The organism is Limnohabitans sp. INBF002 (genome assembly GCF_027924905.1).
Taxonomy (GTDB): Bacteria; Pseudomonadota; Gammaproteobacteria; order Burkholderiales; family Burkholderiaceae_C; genus Limnohabitans.
Window position 1 is genome coordinate 1,870,082 of sequence record NZ_AP027055.1, and the last position, 15,078, is coordinate 1,885,159.

Annotated in this window: 19 protein-coding genes and 1 tRNA gene; 11 read left to right on the top strand and 9 right to left on the bottom strand. The window is 57.0% G+C overall.

Annotation, left to right across the window (positions count from 1 at the left end; translation table 11 throughout):
* Nucleotides 1–32 precede the first annotated feature (32 nt).
* Genes QMG15_RS09225 through QMG15_RS09235 form a run of 3 tightly spaced genes read right to left on the bottom strand, consistent with a single transcriptional unit; the run spans nt 33 to nt 2,595 of the window.
* Nucleotides 33–596, bottom strand: a complete 564-nt coding sequence (locus tag QMG15_RS09225) for a hypothetical protein (protein ID WP_281788361.1) — start codon at nt 594–596, stop codon at nt 33–35.
* A 12-nt stretch (nt 597–608) separates the two neighbouring features.
* Nucleotides 609–1,589 carry an aldolase/citrate lyase family protein gene (locus QMG15_RS09230; RefSeq protein ID WP_281788362.1) on the bottom strand — a complete coding sequence of 327 codons (981 nt, stop codon included), beginning with the start codon at nt 1,587–1,589 and terminating at the stop codon, nt 609–611.
* A gap of 19 nt (nt 1,590–1,608) precedes the next feature.
* On the bottom strand, nt 1,609–2,595 hold the full coding sequence (locus QMG15_RS09235) for a malate dehydrogenase (RefSeq protein WP_108357921.1): 987 nt from the start codon (nt 2,593–2,595) through the stop codon (nt 1,609–1,611).
* A gap of 144 nt (nt 2,596–2,739) precedes the next feature.
* Here QMG15_RS09235 and QMG15_RS09240 point away from each other — a divergent pair, with 144 nt between their 5' ends.
* The 8 genes from QMG15_RS09240 to QMG15_RS09275 all read left to right on the top strand — a co-directional run bounded on the left by QMG15_RS09240 (nt 2,740) and on the right by QMG15_RS09275 (nt 9,167).
* On the top strand, nt 2,740–3,549 hold the full coding sequence (locus tag QMG15_RS09240; RefSeq protein WP_281788363.1) for a GntR family transcriptional regulator: 810 nt from the start codon (nt 2,740–2,742) through the stop codon (nt 3,547–3,549).
* A gap of 85 nt (nt 3,550–3,634) precedes the next feature.
* Nucleotides 3,635–4,066: a succinate dehydrogenase, cytochrome b556 subunit gene (sdhC, locus tag QMG15_RS09245; RefSeq protein WP_108357923.1), complete on the top strand. Its 432-nt coding sequence runs from the start codon at nt 3,635–3,637 to the stop codon at nt 4,064–4,066.
* An 18-nt stretch (nt 4,067–4,084) separates the two neighbouring features.
* Nucleotides 4,085–4,450 carry a succinate dehydrogenase, hydrophobic membrane anchor protein gene (gene sdhD / locus QMG15_RS09250; RefSeq protein ID WP_108357924.1) on the top strand — a complete coding sequence of 122 codons (366 nt, stop codon included), beginning with the start codon at nt 4,085–4,087 and terminating at the stop codon, nt 4,448–4,450.
* Between the two features lie 3 nt (nt 4,451–4,453).
* The gene (gene sdhA / locus QMG15_RS09255; RefSeq protein ID WP_281788364.1) at nt 4,454–6,250 is read left to right on the top strand and encodes a succinate dehydrogenase flavoprotein subunit; all 1,797 of its coding nucleotides are present in this window, start codon (nt 4,454–4,456) and stop codon (nt 6,248–6,250) included.
* A gap of 13 nt (nt 6,251–6,263) precedes the next feature.
* Complete coding sequence (locus QMG15_RS09260; protein WP_108357926.1) at nt 6,264–6,968, top strand: succinate dehydrogenase iron-sulfur subunit; 705 nt, start codon at nt 6,264–6,266, stop codon at nt 6,966–6,968.
* Nucleotides 6,969–6,999: 31 nt separating this feature from the next.
* Nucleotides 7,000–7,323 carry a succinate dehydrogenase assembly factor 2 gene (locus QMG15_RS09265; RefSeq protein ID WP_281788365.1) on the top strand — a complete coding sequence of 108 codons (324 nt, stop codon included), beginning with the start codon at nt 7,000–7,002 and terminating at the stop codon, nt 7,321–7,323.
* A gap of 37 nt (nt 7,324–7,360) precedes the next feature.
* On the top strand, nt 7,361–8,674 hold the full coding sequence (locus QMG15_RS09270; protein WP_281788366.1) for a citrate synthase: 1,314 nt from the start codon (nt 7,361–7,363) through the stop codon (nt 8,672–8,674).
* Nucleotides 8,675–8,783: 109 nt separating this feature from the next.
* Nucleotides 8,784–9,167, top strand: coding sequence for a hypothetical protein (locus tag QMG15_RS09275; RefSeq protein ID WP_281788367.1), 384 nt, complete (start codon nt 8,784–8,786; stop codon nt 9,165–9,167).
* Here QMG15_RS09275 and QMG15_RS09280 read toward each other — a convergent pair.
* From QMG15_RS09280 to rph, 6 genes are all read right to left on the bottom strand, one after another.
* The gene (locus QMG15_RS09280; protein WP_281788368.1) at nt 9,157–9,456 is read right to left on the bottom strand and encodes a DUF5710 domain-containing protein; all 300 of its coding nucleotides are present in this window, start codon (nt 9,454–9,456) and stop codon (nt 9,157–9,159) included. The genes QMG15_RS09275 and QMG15_RS09280 overlap by 11 nt on opposite strands.
* Before the next feature lie 16 nt (nt 9,457–9,472).
* Entirely contained in the window at nt 9,473–10,369 is an 897-nt protein-coding gene (locus QMG15_RS09285; protein WP_281788369.1) for a recombination-associated protein RdgC, read from the bottom strand.
* 69 nt (nt 10,370–10,438) lie between these two features.
* Nucleotides 10,439–10,528 (bottom strand) — tRNA-Ser (locus QMG15_RS09290).
* A gap of 51 nt (nt 10,529–10,579) precedes the next feature.
* Nucleotides 10,580–11,794 (bottom strand): radical SAM family heme chaperone HemW, encoded by a 1,215-nt coding sequence (gene hemW / locus QMG15_RS09295; RefSeq protein WP_281788370.1) that lies wholly within the window; start codon nt 11,792–11,794, stop codon nt 10,580–10,582.
* Between the two features lie 10 nt (nt 11,795–11,804).
* Complete coding sequence (gene rdgB, locus QMG15_RS09300) at nt 11,805–12,422, bottom strand: RdgB/HAM1 family non-canonical purine NTP pyrophosphatase (protein WP_281788371.1); 618 nt, start codon at nt 12,420–12,422, stop codon at nt 11,805–11,807.
* A gap of 22 nt (nt 12,423–12,444) precedes the next feature.
* Nucleotides 12,445–13,179: a ribonuclease PH gene (rph, locus tag QMG15_RS09305; RefSeq protein ID WP_281788372.1), complete on the bottom strand. Its 735-nt coding sequence runs from the start codon at nt 13,177–13,179 to the stop codon at nt 12,445–12,447.
* 137 nt (nt 13,180–13,316) lie between these two features.
* Between rph and QMG15_RS09310 the strand changes: the two genes are divergently transcribed.
* From QMG15_RS09310 to rpoZ, 3 genes are read left to right on the top strand one after another with little or no spacing between them, the layout of a single operon-like run.
* Nucleotides 13,317–14,228 carry a YicC/YloC family endoribonuclease gene (locus QMG15_RS09310; protein WP_281788373.1) on the top strand — a complete coding sequence of 304 codons (912 nt, stop codon included), beginning with the start codon at nt 13,317–13,319 and terminating at the stop codon, nt 14,226–14,228.
* Nucleotides 14,228–14,851 carry a guanylate kinase gene (gene gmk, locus QMG15_RS09315; protein WP_108357934.1) on the top strand — a complete coding sequence of 208 codons (624 nt, stop codon included), beginning with the start codon at nt 14,228–14,230 and terminating at the stop codon, nt 14,849–14,851. Before QMG15_RS09310 ends, gmk begins: the two co-directional genes overlap by 1 nt.
* A 16-nt stretch (nt 14,852–14,867) precedes the next feature.
* Nucleotides 14,868–15,071, top strand: a complete 204-nt coding sequence (gene rpoZ / locus QMG15_RS09320; protein WP_104798901.1) for a DNA-directed RNA polymerase subunit omega — start codon at nt 14,868–14,870, stop codon at nt 15,069–15,071.
* The last annotated feature ends 7 nt before the right edge of the window (nt 15,072–15,078 follow it).

Genomic DNA, 15,078 nt, shown 5'->3' on the forward strand with positions numbered 1-15,078 from the left:
TTTCTCCGGTCTATCAAATCAAAATTGAGGGGTTATTTTTTCGCGAAAGTTGGTGCATCCAGCAAGCTGGGCGGCGGGGCCAGCCTCATTGCTTCGGCGACCGCCATTTGGTTGGGGCTTTGGCATTCATCGGCCATGCGTTGGCCGAGTTTGCTGTTCATCAACATCGACTTGTTCTGCAATTGCAACCACATGGCACCGGCCTGTGCGTCTTCCAAACGCACCGCGCCTGTGGTCGTTTCCACCGGTGACATGCGGTAGGTGTTCTTTTTCATCTGCACGATGAAACGCGTGGACGATTCGGGGTCAGGTGTCACGGTCACAAAGTTACCCAGCTCACACACCATGCGACCGGTGTGTACCAGATCGGCAATGATGTCTTGCTGTTTGGGATCCGCAGCGGCCATCGCCACGACAGGCGCAGCGGCAACCAAGGGCGCCGCTTTTGCGATGTGCGTATTTAATTTCGCAGCCACAGGCTTCACAGCTTGTTTGACTGGCGCCTTCTTTTTCGCGTGTGCTGTGTCAACAGGCGTGGCCGCCAAGGCCAAGCCCGATAAAGTGAATGAAACCACAGCGGTAATCAACTTTTGCATGAGCATCTCCGGTTAATCCTTGAAGAATAACTGGACTTCAGCTGGAAGGCTACAGCCCGTGCTGTGCGCGCGTTCCAACACTTGCCAAAAGAAGCGGTAACTGGCCCGGTCATGCAACTGACCTTTGTGGCTGATGGGCGCCCACTGAGCAGCACGCGCAGCCAACACAATTTCGCTGGCCACTTCAATGGCGGCGGCATCTGGGGCCATGGCCTCAAGAATGGGGCGAATTTGCGCGGGGTGAATGCTCCACATGCGGGTGTAGCCAAATTCGTGCGCAGCACGTTGGGCCGCAGCGCGCATGGCGGCTGTGTCGTTGAATTCGGTCACCACACAGTGCGAGGGCACTTTGCCATGGGCATGGCAGGCACTGGCAATCTCCAGCTTGGCACGCACCACCAGCGGGTGGGTGAATTGACCTTGTGCCCCCATACCGTGTGCAGGAATCGCACCACCGTGGGCCGACACAAAGTCCATCAAACCAAAACTGAGCGACTGCACGCGCGGGTGCGCGGCAATGTCAAACGCGCGGTGCACCGCAGCGGGAGACTCAATCAACACATGCAAGGCCAAATCTTTGGCACCCGCTTGAACCAAGGCTTGCTCAGCCAGTTGCACATCGGCCACTGACTCAACCTTGGGCACCATGATGTGCGTCAAGCGGTTCGCAGCTTTGCCAGCAATGGTGGCAATGTCTGCTTGAAAACTGGGGTGATCGACGGGGTGCACACGCACAGCCACGCGGGCCTCGGGTGCTGCACTCAGCGCCAACTCGGTGACCAGCGCGGCATGCTCTGCCTCGCCGCCCACGGGGGCACCGTCTTCACAATCAAGGGTCACATCAAAGACGCAGGTTCCAAACTCTTGCGTCATTTCGGCTTGCAGCTGCAAGCTTTTGCGCATCCGCGCTTCGACACCGCTGTAGTGGTCACAAACGGGTAGCTGAACGCTACCTGCTTGCGAACCCAACAGAACGTCGCGCGGATGGCTCACTCTATTTCTCTGTTGAGAATTAGATCAAGTGGGCAACGCCAGCTTGCTCGTCGGTCAACTCTTTCAGCGTCTTGTCGATGCAAGATTGGCTGAATGCGTCGATTTCCAAGCCTTCGACCACTTTGTATTGGCCGTTTTCGCAGGTCACGGGGAAACCGAACATGACGTCCTTTGGAATGCCGTACCAACCTTGTGATGGGATACCCATGGTCACCCACTTGCCGTTGGTGCCCAAAGCCCAATCGCGCATGTGGTCGATGGCGGCGTTGGCAGCCGAAGCAGCCGAAGACAAGCCACGGGCTTCAATGATGGCGGCACCACGCTTGCCCACGGTTGGCAAGAACACGTTGGCGTTCCATTCTTGGTCGTTGATCATGGTCTTGACAGACTCGCCCTTGATGGTGGCGAAGCGGTAGTCGGCGTACATCGTGGGCGAGTGGTTGCCCCACACGCACAATTTTTCGATGTCGGCCACGGCTTTGCCAGTCTTGGCAGCGATTTGTGACGCAGCGCGGTTGTGGTCCAAACGCAGCATGGCGGTGAAGTTGCCTGGCTTGAGGTCAGGTGCAGCCTTCATGGCGATGTAAGCGTTGGTGTTGGCGGGGTTGCCCACGACCAAAACTTTCACGTCGCGTGAAGCCACAGCGTTCAAAGCCTTGCCTTGAGCGGTGAAGATGGCGCCGTTGATGGCGAGCAATTCAGCGCGCTCCATGCCTGGGCCGCGTGGACGTGAACCGACCAACAAAGCGTAGTCGACGTCTTTGAATGCAGTCATCGGGTCGCCATGGGCTTCCATGCCGACCAACAAGGGGAACGCGCAATCTTCGAGTTCCATCATCACGCCGCGCAGGGCTTTTTGTGGGCCTTCAACTGGCACTTCCAGCAATTGCAAGATGACAGGTTGGTCTTTGCCCAACATTTCGCCAGAGGCGATACGGAACAACAGTGCGTAACCAATTTGACCAGCTGCACCAGTGACGGCAACGCGAACAGGCTTCTTGCTCATGGGAAAAACTCCAAGTAGTGATGAAAAAAATTTGATGACAGAGTTTACCCGCGAAAACCAGCAAACGGTCTGTCTTATGTCTTATAGAAGATATGATACGAGCTTGACAAAGAACTGACGCTACTGCGTCTAGATGACAAACACATGGCATCCAACCCAGCGCATCCCTACACCACCAACGCCCAATCGCAGCTCGCCGCTGGCGATGCATTGGGCGCGCTGGGTTTGACCCCCGCTTTCAGCCCGCTGTATCAGCAAATCAAAGGGCTGATTTTGCAAAGCCTCCAATCGGGCGAGTGGAAGCCCGGTGAATCCATCCCCAGCGAGATGGATTTGGCCGCCCGCTTTCGCGTCAGCCAGGGCACCGTGCGCAAAGCCATTGACGAGTTGTCTGCTGAAAATTTGGTGGTGCGCCGCCAAGGCAAGGGCACCTTTGTGGCCACGCATGCCGAGCAGCAAGTGCAATACCGCTTCTTGAAGCTGCAGCCCGACAACGGCGACACCCAAAGCGAAGGCCCCGCCGAGCGCACCATCATTGACTGCAAGCGTCTGCGCGCCAGCGCCGACATCGCCCGCGCCCTGAGCTTGCGCAGCGGCGACCCCGTGTTGCAAGTGCGCCGCGTGCTGGCTTATGCCGGCGTGCCCACCATTTTGGAAGAGCTGTGGTTGCCCGGCACGCCCTTCAAAGGCCTGACTGCCGAACGCTTAAGTAATTACAACGGTCCGATGTACGCCCTGTTTGAAACTGAGTTCGGCGTACGCATGGTTCGGGCCGACGAAAACATCCGCGCTGTCAACCCAGACAGTGAGCAAGCCGAGCTACTCAATGTCCCGATCACCGCGCCATTGCTGAGCGTGGAGCGTGTGGCGTACACCTACAACGACACCCCCATGGAATTGCGGCGCGGTCTCTATAGAACTGACACGCATCACTACCGTAATGCTTTGAGCTGACATGAAACCCTCATGTCAGTTTGGTGAAGTGAAATAGAATGAAAAGTTGTTTTGACTTGCAGATAAACCCGAAGAAAGACCCCACATGACCCAGCTTGCCAAAAAGCGGCCTGAGTTCCGCAACATCAACGCCTTGACTGACCTGCCGTCCTACCGCCTTCCAGCGGCTGGCATTGTGTCGATCTTGCACCGCATCAGCGGCTTGATCATGTTTTTGCTGTTGCCGCTCATCGTTTGGATGTTTGACACCTCTGTGTCTTCCGAGATTTCTTTCGCTAAATTCAGCGCCGCGTTCAACGTTGGTCTGGGCTTTGTGCCTGCTGTGTTGGTGAAAGTTGTGGTGTTAGGTCTGATCTGGGCTTACTTGCACCATTTGATCGCTGGCGTGCGCCACGTCTACATGGACGTTTGCCACGCGGTGACCAAAGAATTCGGCAAGTCTTCCGCTGTGTTCACCTTGGTGGTGAGCCTCGGTCTGACTGCCGCTTTGGGTGCCAAGCTGTTTGGCCTTTACTGATTTCCTAGGAGCAAAAACATGTCCGTGAATTACGGTTCCAAGCGCGTCGTCGTGGGCGCGCACTACGGTCTGCGTGACTGGCTCGCCCAGCGCATCACTGGTGTTTTGATGGTTTTGTTCACCTTGGCTGTTTTGGGCCAAGTGCTGCTGACCAGCGGCGACATCAGCTATGACAAATGGGCTGGTATTTTCAGCACCCAATTCATGAAGGCTTTGACCTTCTCTGTATTCATCGCGTTGGCCATCCATGTGTGGGTGGGTGTTCGCGACATTTGGATGGACTACGTCAAGCCTGTGGGTTTGCGCTTGGTTCTGCAAGTATTCACTTTGGTTTGGCTGGTGTCGTGTCTCGGCTGGGCCATTCAGGTTCTCTGGAGGCTCTAAGTCATGACCGTTAAAAGCTCTATCCCTCGTCGCAAGTTTGACGTCGTCATCGTCGGTGCCGGTGGCTCTGGCATGCGCGCTTCGTTGCAACTTGCCCGCGCAGGTTTGAACGTGGCTGTTTTGTCTAAAGTGTTCCCCACACGTTCACACACCGTGGCGGCGCAAGGCGGCATTGGCGCCTCTTTGGGCAACATGAACGAAGACAACTGGCACTACCACTTCTATGACACCGTCAAAGGTTCCGACTGGCTCGGCGACCAAGACGCGATTGAATACATGTGCCGCGAAGCGCCCAAAGTCGTGTACGACTTGGAGCACATGGGCATGCCTTTCGACCGCAACCCAGACGGCACCATTTACCAACGCCCCTTCGGCGGCCACACCGCCAACTACGGCGAAAAGGCCGTGGAGCGCGCGTGTGCTGCCGCTGACCGCACCGGTCACGCCATGTTGCACACGCTGTACCAACAAAACGTCAAAGCCAAAACCAGCTTCTTCGTGGAGTGGATGGCCCTCGACCTGATTCGCGATGACGCGGGTGATGTGGTGGGCGTGACTGCCCTCGAAATGGAAACAGGCGAGCTCTACATCATGGAAGCCAAAACAGTGATGTTGGCCACCGGTGGTGCAGGCCGCATCTTCGCAGCTTCGACCAACGCGTTCATCAACACCGGCGACGGTTTGGGCATGGCCGCACGCGCTGGCATCCCACTCGAAGACATGGAGTTCTGGCAATTCCACCCCACTGGCGTGGCCGGTGCTGGCGTGTTGTTGACCGAAGGTTGCCGTGGCGAAGGCGCTATTTTGCGTAACTGCAATGGCGAGCGCTTCATGGAGCGTTATGCCCCCGCCTACAAAGACTTGGCCCCACGCGACTATGTGTCACGCTGCATGGACCAAGAGATCAAAGAAGGTCGCGGCTGCGGTCCTAACAAGGACTACATCAACCTCGACATGACCCACTTGGGCGCTGACACCATCATGAAGCGTTTGCCTTCGGTGTTCGAAATTGGCCACAACTTTGCCAACGTCGATATCACCAAAGAGCCCATCCCCGTGATCCCCACCATCCATTACCAAATGGGCGGCATCCCGACCAACATCAACGGTCAAGTGGTCACGCAAAACGCCAACAACGAAAGCGTTGTGGTGAATGGTTTGTACGCTGTGGGCGAATGCTCTTGCGTGTCGGTGCACGGCGCTAACCGCTTGGGCACCAACTCCTTGCTCGACTTGTTGGTGTTCGGCCGCGCAGCGGGCAACCACATTGTTGAGTTCAACCAAAAGAACAAAGAGCACAAGCCTCTGCCAGCCAACGCGGCTGACGTGACCTTGGCGCGCTTGGCACGTTTGGAAGCCAACAAAACTGGTGAATACGCACAAGACGTGGCCAACGACATCCGCAACACCATGCAATCACACGCCAGCGTGTTCCGCACACAGGCGTTGATGGACGAAGGCGTCAAACAAATCGCTACCCTGCGCGAGCGCGTGAACAACATCGGCTTGAAAGACAACTCCAAAGTCTTCAACACCGCACGCATCGAAGCCCTGGAAGTTGAAAACTTGATCGAAGCTGCACAAGCCACCATCGTGTCCGCCGCTGCGCGTCACGAAAGTCGTGGCGCTCACACCGTGAACGATTACGGCGACACCCCAGAGCATCCAAACGGCCGTAACGACCAAGACTGGCACAAGCACACCCTGTGGCACAAAGAAGGCAACAAGCTGACTTACAAGCCCGTGCAAATGAAGCCATTGACTGTCGACAGCATCCCGCTGCAGACCCGTACTTTCTGATCAGGTAAACACCATGACAAAACGCACGTTCCAAATCTATCGCTACGACCCAGACACCGACGCCAAGCCCTACATGCAGACCATCGAGGTCGAATTGGATGGCAACGAGCGCATGCTCTTGGATGCTTTGATGAAACTCAAAGCCGTCGATCCCACCATTTCGTTCCGTCGTTCATGCCGTGAAGGCGTGTGCGGTTCAGACGCGATGAACATCAACGGCAAAAACGGCTTGGCCTGCTTGACCAACATGCGCACCCTCCCCGGCGTGATTGTGTTGAAGCCGCTGCCAGGTCTGCCTGTCATCCGCGACTTGATCGTGGACATGACCCAGTTCTTCAAGCAATACCACTCCATCAAGCCCTACTTGGTCAACGACACACAAGTGCCTGACAAAGAGCGCCTGCAGTCGCCCGAAGAGCGCGATGAGTTGAACGGCTTGTACGAGTGCATCTTGTGCGCCAGCTGCTCCACCAGCTGCCCCTCGTTCTGGTGGAACCCCGACAAGTTCGTGGGCCCTGCCGGTTTGTTGCAAGCCTATCGCTTCATTGCCGATAGCCGCGACGAAGACACCGCTGGCCGTTTGGACAACTTGGAAGACCCCTACCGTCTGTTCCGTTGCCACACCATCATGAACTGCGTCGACGTGTGCCCCAAGGGTTTGAACCCCACCAAGGCCATCGGCAAGATCAAAGAATTGATGGTTCGTCGCGCCATCTAAGGCACGGCAAAACATCACACGGAGCACCAAGATGGACGCGGACGCACCATTTCGCGACACCTCAGTCGGTGACCCGACGCTGGACGGTCTAGACGGTAAGCAAGCGCTTAGCGAGCGGGCCCTCAGCAAGCTGCACTGGCGTAGCCGGCGCGGCCTGCTCGAAAACGATTTGTTCATCAAAAAGTTTTTCGAGCGGCATGAATCTCGCTTAACTGTGAGCCACGCCAGAGGCATGTATGAATTGATGGATTTGTCTGACAACGACTTGCTCGACATCTTGTTGCAACGCAAAGAATTGCCAGACAAACCCCTGACAGAAGAAGCACTTGAAGTGCTGAGTATGTTGAGACACTGAACCGAACACCGCTTTTAAAAGACATTTAGGAATCACCATGAAACTTGCAGATAACAAAGCAACCCTGTCGTTCAGCAACGGCAGCCCCAGCATCGACATGCCCGTCTACAGCGGCAGCGTCGGTCCTGACGTCATCGACATCCGTAAGTTGTACGGCCAAACTGGCATGTTCACCTATGACCCAGGCTTTTTGTCGACCGCGTCTTGCCAATCGGGCATCACCTACATCGACGGCGACAAAGGTGAGTTGCTGTACCGCGGCTACCCCATCGAACAACTCGCCACCAACTGCGACTACCTCGAAACTTGTTACTTGCTGTTGAAGGGCGAGCTGCCCAACGCCGCACAAAAAGCCGAGTTTGAAAGCACCGTGACCAACCACACCATGGTCAACGAGCAAATGCAATTCTTCTTGCGTGGCTTCCGCCGTGATGCACACCCGATGGCTGTGTTGACTGGCTTGGTGGGCGCTTTGTCTGCGTTCTATCACGACAGCACCGACATCAACAATCCAGAGCACCGCGAAATCGCTGCCATCCGTTTGATCGCCAAGATGCCAACCCTGGTGGCCATGGCTTACAAATACGGCGTGGGCCAGCCTTACATGTACCCACAGAACAACCTGAGCTACTCAGGCAACTTCTTGCGCATGATGTTTGGTACACCTTGCGAAGAGTACGTGGTCAACCCCGTGCTCGAGCGCGCCATGGACCGCATCTTCACGTTGCACGCAGACCACGAGCAAAACGCTTCCACATCGACCGTGCGTTTGTGCGGCTCGTCAGGCACCAACCCCTTCGCAGCCATCGCTGCGGGTGTGGCTTGCTTGTGGGGCCCCGCACACGGCGGCGCCAACGAAGCTTGCTTGAACATGTTGGAAGAAATCCAAGCCATGGGCGGCGTCTCTAAAGTGGGCGAGTTCATGGAGAAGGTCAAAGACAAGAACTCTGGCGTCAAGCTCATGGGCTTCGGTCACCGCGTTTACAAAAACTACGACCCACGCGCCAAATTGATGCAAGAAACTTGCGACGAAGTGTTGAAAGAACTCGGTCTCGAGAACGATCCTTTGTTCAAGTTGGCCAAGGCTTTGGAAAAAATCGCTTTGGAAGACGAATACTTCGTCAGCCGCAAGCTGTACCCCAACGTCGACTTCTACTCTGGCATCGTGCAACGCGCCATCGGCATTCCCGTGAACTTGTTCACCGGCATCTTCGCCTTGGCACGTACCGTGGGCTGGATCGCTCAGTTGAACGAAATGATCAGCGACCCCGAGTACAAAATCGGCCGTCCACGTCAATTGTTCACGGGCGATGCACACCGCAACGTGGAGCCATTGGCCAAGCGCAAGTAATTGCACACAGCCTAGTGCGACTCGTTCGCGACAGCAAAAAGCCCTGCACTGCAGGGCTTTTTTGTTTTAGAAGCTTTCACACAGCGGCGCAGTGGTAGGCTCTGCCGCTATGAGTTCTGTTCCGTTTTTAAACACGCCCGAGGCCCTGCGCCAGCTGGCCAGCCAACCCCACACCTCCTGCCAATGCAGCCTGCAACACTGCGCAGGCTGGGAAAGCGTCAACGACACCGCTTGGCCTGCCCAGCAAATGACGCGCGTGGCCACCTTGCGCGACCCCGATGCGTATGAACCCACATTTGAAGAACAGCACCCAAACGGCACCCGCTACGAATCAGCCGATGCGCCTGTGGCTTTGAAATTTTTTCCGTACAACCGCTGCGATGTGCACGCCTGCAGTAAGTGCCAACAACACGTACTGCGCTACACCGAGTTTGGTGGCTACTACGTGGACCACCGCGCACGGCGGTTAAACACTGAATTGATTACCGACTAAGCGAGTGTTCGCAGTCATCCCAAGGCAGCACGCTGCAGCCGCAATGCGGCACTTCTACAGCAGGTTTTGAGGTGGCTGGTGACTTGACCTTAGCCATGGGCGTTTGAACGCTTGCAGGCGCTGTAGCCACCGTATCTTGGGCAGCATCTAGGTTGGGAATCCAGCGCAAGAACGGCGTCAGATCTTCCACATCCACGATGTACCAAACTTTCTTGGCTGAATCCCAACGCGCGCCTAGCGCTTTGGCGGCGTCTTTCTCGGCAAATGGGGTGACCAGGTTAATTCGCATCACGCGCCTCTGGCCTTTAGCCCAACGCCATCTCGCCGCCCAAGGCTTCAAACAAGTCGGGCAAGAGCTTGCTCAGCTCACCGGTGGCAATGGCCACATCGGCATCAAAGCCTTCGTCTTTTTCGGTGGACGTGGCTTCAAATACCACGTCTAAGAAGGTGATCTTTTTCAGCTGCATGGCTTCGGTCAGCGAGAACGACACGCGCCCTTCCCAGGTCAGCGCCAAACGCGTGGGCAGCTTGCCGCCTTCCACATGGTGCTTCACCTCATCGGTATCTAGCGGGTGGCGCACGTAACGCACCACCGACTTGGACTCATCTGCAGCCTTCAGTTCGCACTCGCGGTCTACGCTGAATGCCGCGGGTGACTCTTGCGTGATCAACCACGAAGCCATGGCCGACTGTGGCGACATTTCGGTGTTGATCAAGGTCAAGCTCAAGCCTGCAAACGATTTGACCAGCATGGTCACCACCTCGTCCGCTTTGGCTTGACTGCCTGCGTCCATCACCATCAGATTTGTAACGGGGTCAATCCACACCAGCACCGATGACTCTTTGCTGAAGGCCATGGGCATCAAAGACATCTTCACGTCCTCTTTGATTTCCTTCATTTCCTTCTTGCCAGGCTTGCGGCCTTCGGTGGCTTCAATCACCGCGCTGCGCTCTTTGGCCTTGCGGGTGACCACCGAGCCGGGCACGCCTTTGGTCTCGATCTTGAGTTTCAAAATGCGCTGGCCACTCACCGCCTCAACCAACGGGCCGTGCGCCTCGCCGCGTGGCTCAACCCAGCCAATGGCTTTTTCTTGGCTCGCACCACAAGGCACAAAACGCTCGGCGTCTAACGCCTGTTCGATTTGCTCAAGGCTAGGGCTCCAGCCCTCACCGATTCGATACACCATCACGTTTTTGAACACGGGCTGCCTTTATGTTTTCTACGACTGCAGAAATAAAAAAACCAACTGCAATGAGTTGGTTTTTAAAACTGGCGGAAGCTGTGAGATTCGAACTCACGGAGGGCTCACACCCTCGCCGGTTTTCAAGACCGGTGCATTCAACCGCTCTGCCAAGCTTCCTAGTTGAAATTCAGGCGAGATTGTAATGGCACTTTGACCTGTTTTTGAGGTTCAGGCCTCAGACAAAAACAAAGATTGCAAATCGCTCAAGAAATCAAAGCCGCGCTCGGTGGGCACCACGCGCTGAAAGTCGCGCGTGATGAGTCCTTTGGCTTCGGCCTCGGTCAGTGCAGCTTGAATGGCAGTCACGGGCAGGCCCGTGCGGTCGGTGAAGTCAGCCAACGAAAAACCGTGGCGCAGGCGCAGCGCATTGAGCATGAACTCAAACGGCAGTTCGGCGCGTGCCACCTCGGTGCTTTGGGCCACGGCACGGTCAGCGCGGCTGGTGTCTAGCGCGTGGTCCATGAACAGGCGCGGGTCACGGTTGCGCACTTGGCGCAGCACGCGATGTGCAAAGCTGAGTTTGCTGTGGGCGCCAGCGCCAATGCCCAAATAGTCGCCAAACTGCCAATAGTTGGTGTTGTGCCAGCAGCGGTGGTTGTCTTTGGCGTAGGCCGACACTTCGTAGCGGTGCAGGCCCACGGCGGCGGTGCGCTCGGTGATGCGGTCGAGCATGGCGTAGGCGTCGTCGTCTTCCGGCACTTGGGGCGGGAATTTGGCAAACACGGTGTTGGGCTCAATGGTGAGGTGGTAGACCGACAAATGCGGGGGCTGCAAAGACAAAGCCATGTCAAGGTCTTCGTCCAACTGCGCCAACGTTTGGCCGGGCAAGGCGTACATCAGGTCGAGGTTGAAGGTGTCAAAGGCTTCGCGTGCTTCTTCTACCGCAGCAATGGCTTGGGCGCGGTTGTGCACGCGCCCCAAGGCTTGCAAGTGTTGGTCGTTGAAGCTTTGCACGCCCACCGACAAGCGGGTGACGCCTGCGGCGCGGAAGGCACGAAAGCGGTCTTTTTCAAACGTGCCGGGGTTGGCCTCTAACGTAATTTCGCAATCGGCCTCTAAACGCAAACGCGCGCGCATGTCGCTGATGAGCCGCTCAATCGCAGCCGGCGAAAACAAGCTGGGCGTGCCCCCACCAATGAAGATACTGTGCACACTGCGGCCCCAGATGAGAGGCAAGCTGTGCTCTAGGTCAGCACACAGGGCATCGAGGTAGCGCTGCTCAGGCAACTCGCCACCCACGCTGCTCGTGAGCTCGTGCGAGTTGAAGTCGCAATAGGGGCACTTCTTCAAGCACCACGGCAAATGCACGTACAGCGAGAGCGGCGGCAAGCTGCTAAGCGACAGCGTGCCGGGGCGCATGAGGTGTTGGATGTCTTGGGTCATCAAAGAAGCTTTAAGCGAACCAACGTTCGCGCATGAGCGCCAGCATTTGTTGCGCGGCTTGGCCACGGTGGCTGTTGGCGTTTTTAACCTCGATGGGCAGTTCGGCAAAGGTCTTGCCAAAACGCGGGATGAACATGATGGGGTCAAAGCCAAAGCCGTTGGCCCCCACTGGCACACGGGTGATTTCACCCACGGCACGGCCCACAGCAATAAGCGGTTCGGGGTCGTCAGGGTGGCGCACGGCCACAAGGGTGCTCACCAAAGCTGCGCGGCGGTTGTCTACGTTGGCCATTTGCTCCAGCAAAGCGCGCACGTTGTTGTCGTCGCTTTTCTCGTAGCCAAACTGGGTGGCGTAGAAAGCGGTTTGCACACCGGGCAGGCCACCAAAGGCGTCGACGCACAGGCCTGCATCGTCGGCCACGGCGGGTAAGCCGCTCTCACGCGCTGCGTGGCGGGCTTTGGCCAAGGCGTTTTCGACGAAGGTGTGAAACGGCTCTTCGGCTTCGCCAATGTGCAAATCACCTTGGCGCACCAGCTCGACGCCCAAAGGCGCAAACATGGCTTGCAACTCGGCAAGCTTGCCTTGGTTGTTGGAGGCCAGAACGATTTTTTTCAACGCCGATGTCATAGATTGCAGCCGAGGTGATGAATCAAGATTGCAAGGCTTCTTGCTGCATGGCAATGAGTTCACGCACGCCTTTTTCGGCCAAGGCCATCAAGGCATTCATTTGGTCGCGGGTGAATGGCAAACCTTCGGCTGTGCCCTGCACTTCCACGTAGTGGCCAGCGCTGGTCATGACCACGTTCATGTCGGTGTCGCAGGTGGAGTCTTCGGTGTATTCCAAATCGAGCAAAGGCAAGTCGCCCAACATGCCCACCGAAATCGCAGCCACGCCTTGAATGATGGGGCTCTCGGTGAGCTTGCCAGCGGCGATGAGCTTGTTCACCGCGTCTTGCGCCGCCACAAACGCGCCCGTAATGCTAGCGGTGCGTGTGCCGCCATCGGCTTGCAACACGTCGCAGTCCAAATGGATGGTGCGTTCGCCCAGTTTCTTCAGGTCAAACACAGCGCGCATCGAGCGGCCAATGAGGCGCTGAATTTCTTGCGTGCGGCCCGACTGTTTACCGCGTGCGGCTTCGCGGTCGCTGCGGGTGTGGGTGGCGCGGGGCAGCATGCCGTATTCGGCGGTGACCCAGCCTTCGCCCGAGCCTTTTTTGTGGCCAGGCACTTTTTCTTCCACCGAGGCGGTGCACAACACTTTGGTGTGACCAAACTCAATCAGCACCGAACCTTCGGCATGCATGGTGAAGTGACGGGTGATGCGCACGGGGCGCAGTTGGTCGGCAGCACGGGTGTGGCGAGAGGCGGGCAAGGTGGTCGTCATTTTTAGGGCTTTGAATCAAGCGTGTGAAGGGTTCGGTAAAACGTCAATTGTCGGGCAATCCGCATTACCCATGCGCACGTCCAAAAGTGCAGCTGCGAGCCTGAGATAATCTCGTCTTTGATACGAAACGCCACACCATGCCTATTTACAGCATGACCGGTTATGCCAGTGCGCAAACCGAGCTGACTTCAGACACCGCCAACAGCCCAGCCCTGCGCTTGGGGCTAGAGATTCGCTCGGTCAACAGCCGCTTTCTGGACCTGACGTTCAAGATGCCCGAAGAGCTGCGCCAGCACGAAGCGGCTATGCGAGAGCTGGTGACCAAGCACCTCAAACGCGGCAAAGTTGAGGTGCGCGCCAACATTGAAAGCACGGCCGACACCAGCTTTTCTGAGCCCACCCCTGCCCTGCTGCAACGCCTGCTGGGCCTACAAGAGCTAGTACACGCTCACTTGCCAAAGGCCAACGGACTGTCGGTGGCCGATGTGCTGCGCTTGGCCACGGCCCAATCTGCCGCGCCCGCCGACATTGGCCCTGCGGTGCTGAAACTGGCCCAAACCACTTTGACCCAACTGAGCGACGCCCGCGAACGCGAAGGCGCACGCTTGGCCCAAACCCTGCGCGAACGCATTGGCCAATTGCGCGTGCTGGCCACACAGGCCGCACCGCTGGTGCCGCAGCTGGTGGAGCAACAACGCCTGCGCTTTTTAGAGCGCTGGCGCGAAGCCATGGCCTTGACCGAAGGCACGGCCCTGCCCGAAGCCGCGCAAGACCGTGCACTGACCGAAGCCACATCTTTTGCCATTCGCATTGACGTGGCCGAAGAGCTGACCCGCTTGGTCTCGCACTTTGACGAGATGGACGACTTGCTGGCCAAAGGCGGCAAGGCCGAAGGCGTGGGCAAGCGTTTGGACTTCCTCATCCAAGAGCTGCACCGCGAGGCCAACACCTTGGGATCGAAGTCGGCCACCATGGAAATGACTCGTATTTCGGTGGACATGAAAGTGCTCATCGAACAACTCCGCGAACAAGTACAGAACATCGAATAATGGACAACTTCCCCGGCAACCTCTTTGTGGTCGCGGCCCCCAGCGGGGCTGGCAAATCGAGCCTCGTCAAAGCCTTGATGGAGCTCGACGCCAAAGTGCGCCCCTCCGTATCGCACACCACGCGCCAACCCCGTGGCCAAGAAAAGCATGGCCGCGAATACTTCTTTGTCTCGCTGCCTGAATTCGACCAAATGGTTGAATCGAACGCGTTTTTGGAATGGGCCAATGTCCACGGCCAACGCTACGGCACATCGCGCAAAGCCATCGAAGACCGCATTGCCCAAGGCGCAGACGTGATTTTGGAAATCGACTTCCAAGGCGCCATCCAGGTGAAAAAGCTGTTTGCCAACGCGGTGCTGATCTTCATCTTGCCGCCGAGCTGGGAAGAACTGAAGTCTCGCCTTCACAACCGTGGCGAAGACGCCCCCGACATCATTGACCTGCGCCTGCAAAACGCCGCTGACGAGATGGCGCAGGCCAAAGAATTTGACTACGTTATAATCAATGAATTGTTTGAGACTGCCTTGTTCGACCTGAAAGCGATCGTGCATGCACAGCGCCTCAAATACCTGGCACAGCGCCGGGCTCGGGCTGATATCTTTCAAGCCCTGAACATCACCTGAATTCTGGAGTACCCACATGGCCCGCATCACTGTTGAAGATTGCCTCGAGCAAATCCCTAACCGCTTTCAATTGGTGCTGTGCGCCACTTACCGCGCTCGCATGCTCAGCCAAGGTCACACACCCAAGGTTGAGAGCAAGAACAAGCCAGGCGTGACCGCTTTGCGCGAAATCGCGGCAGGCCAAATCGGCATCGAAATGCTGAAAAAAGTACCCGGCTAAATCGGGG

Bases quoted from the DNA above. Each gene is read 5' to 3' on its own strand.
- QMG15_RS09225 (WP_281788361.1), bottom strand. From the start codon at position 596: ATGCAAAAGTTGATTACCGCTGTGGTTTCATTCACTTTATCGGGCTTG.
- QMG15_RS09235 (WP_108357921.1), bottom strand. From the start codon at position 2,595: ATGAGCAAGAAGCCTGTTCGCGTTGCCGTCACTGGTGCAGCTGGTCAA.
- QMG15_RS09240 (WP_281788363.1), top strand. From the start codon at position 2,740: ATGGCATCCAACCCAGCGCATCCCTACACCACCAACGCCCAATCGCAG.
- sdhC (WP_108357923.1), top strand. From the start codon at position 3,635: ATGACCCAGCTTGCCAAAAAGCGGCCTGAGTTCCGCAACATCAACGCC.
- sdhD (WP_108357924.1), top strand. From the start codon at position 4,085: ATGTCCGTGAATTACGGTTCCAAGCGCGTCGTCGTGGGCGCGCACTAC.
- sdhA (WP_281788364.1), top strand. From the start codon at position 4,454: ATGACCGTTAAAAGCTCTATCCCTCGTCGCAAGTTTGACGTCGTCATC.
- QMG15_RS09260 (WP_108357926.1), top strand. From the start codon at position 6,264: ATGACAAAACGCACGTTCCAAATCTATCGCTACGACCCAGACACCGAC.
- QMG15_RS09265 (WP_281788365.1), top strand. From the start codon at position 7,000: ATGGACGCGGACGCACCATTTCGCGACACCTCAGTCGGTGACCCGACG.
- QMG15_RS09270 (WP_281788366.1), top strand. From the start codon at position 7,361: ATGAAACTTGCAGATAACAAAGCAACCCTGTCGTTCAGCAACGGCAGC.
- QMG15_RS09275 (WP_281788367.1), top strand. From the start codon at position 8,784: ATGAGTTCTGTTCCGTTTTTAAACACGCCCGAGGCCCTGCGCCAGCTG.
- QMG15_RS09280 (WP_281788368.1), bottom strand. From the start codon at position 9,456: ATGCGAATTAACCTGGTCACCCCATTTGCCGAGAAAGACGCCGCCAAA.
- hemW (WP_281788370.1), bottom strand. From the start codon at position 11,794: ATGACCCAAGACATCCAACACCTCATGCGCCCCGGCACGCTGTCGCTT.
- rdgB (WP_281788371.1), bottom strand. From the start codon at position 12,422: ATGACATCGGCGTTGAAAAAAATCGTTCTGGCCTCCAACAACCAAGGC.
- rph (WP_281788372.1), bottom strand. From the start codon at position 13,179: ATGACGACCACCTTGCCCGCCTCTCGCCACACCCGTGCTGCCGACCAA.
- QMG15_RS09310 (WP_281788373.1), top strand. From the start codon at position 13,317: ATGCCTATTTACAGCATGACCGGTTATGCCAGTGCGCAAACCGAGCTG.
- gmk (WP_108357934.1), top strand. From the start codon at position 14,228: ATGGACAACTTCCCCGGCAACCTCTTTGTGGTCGCGGCCCCCAGCGGG.
- rpoZ (WP_104798901.1), top strand. From the start codon at position 14,868: ATGGCCCGCATCACTGTTGAAGATTGCCTCGAGCAAATCCCTAACCGC.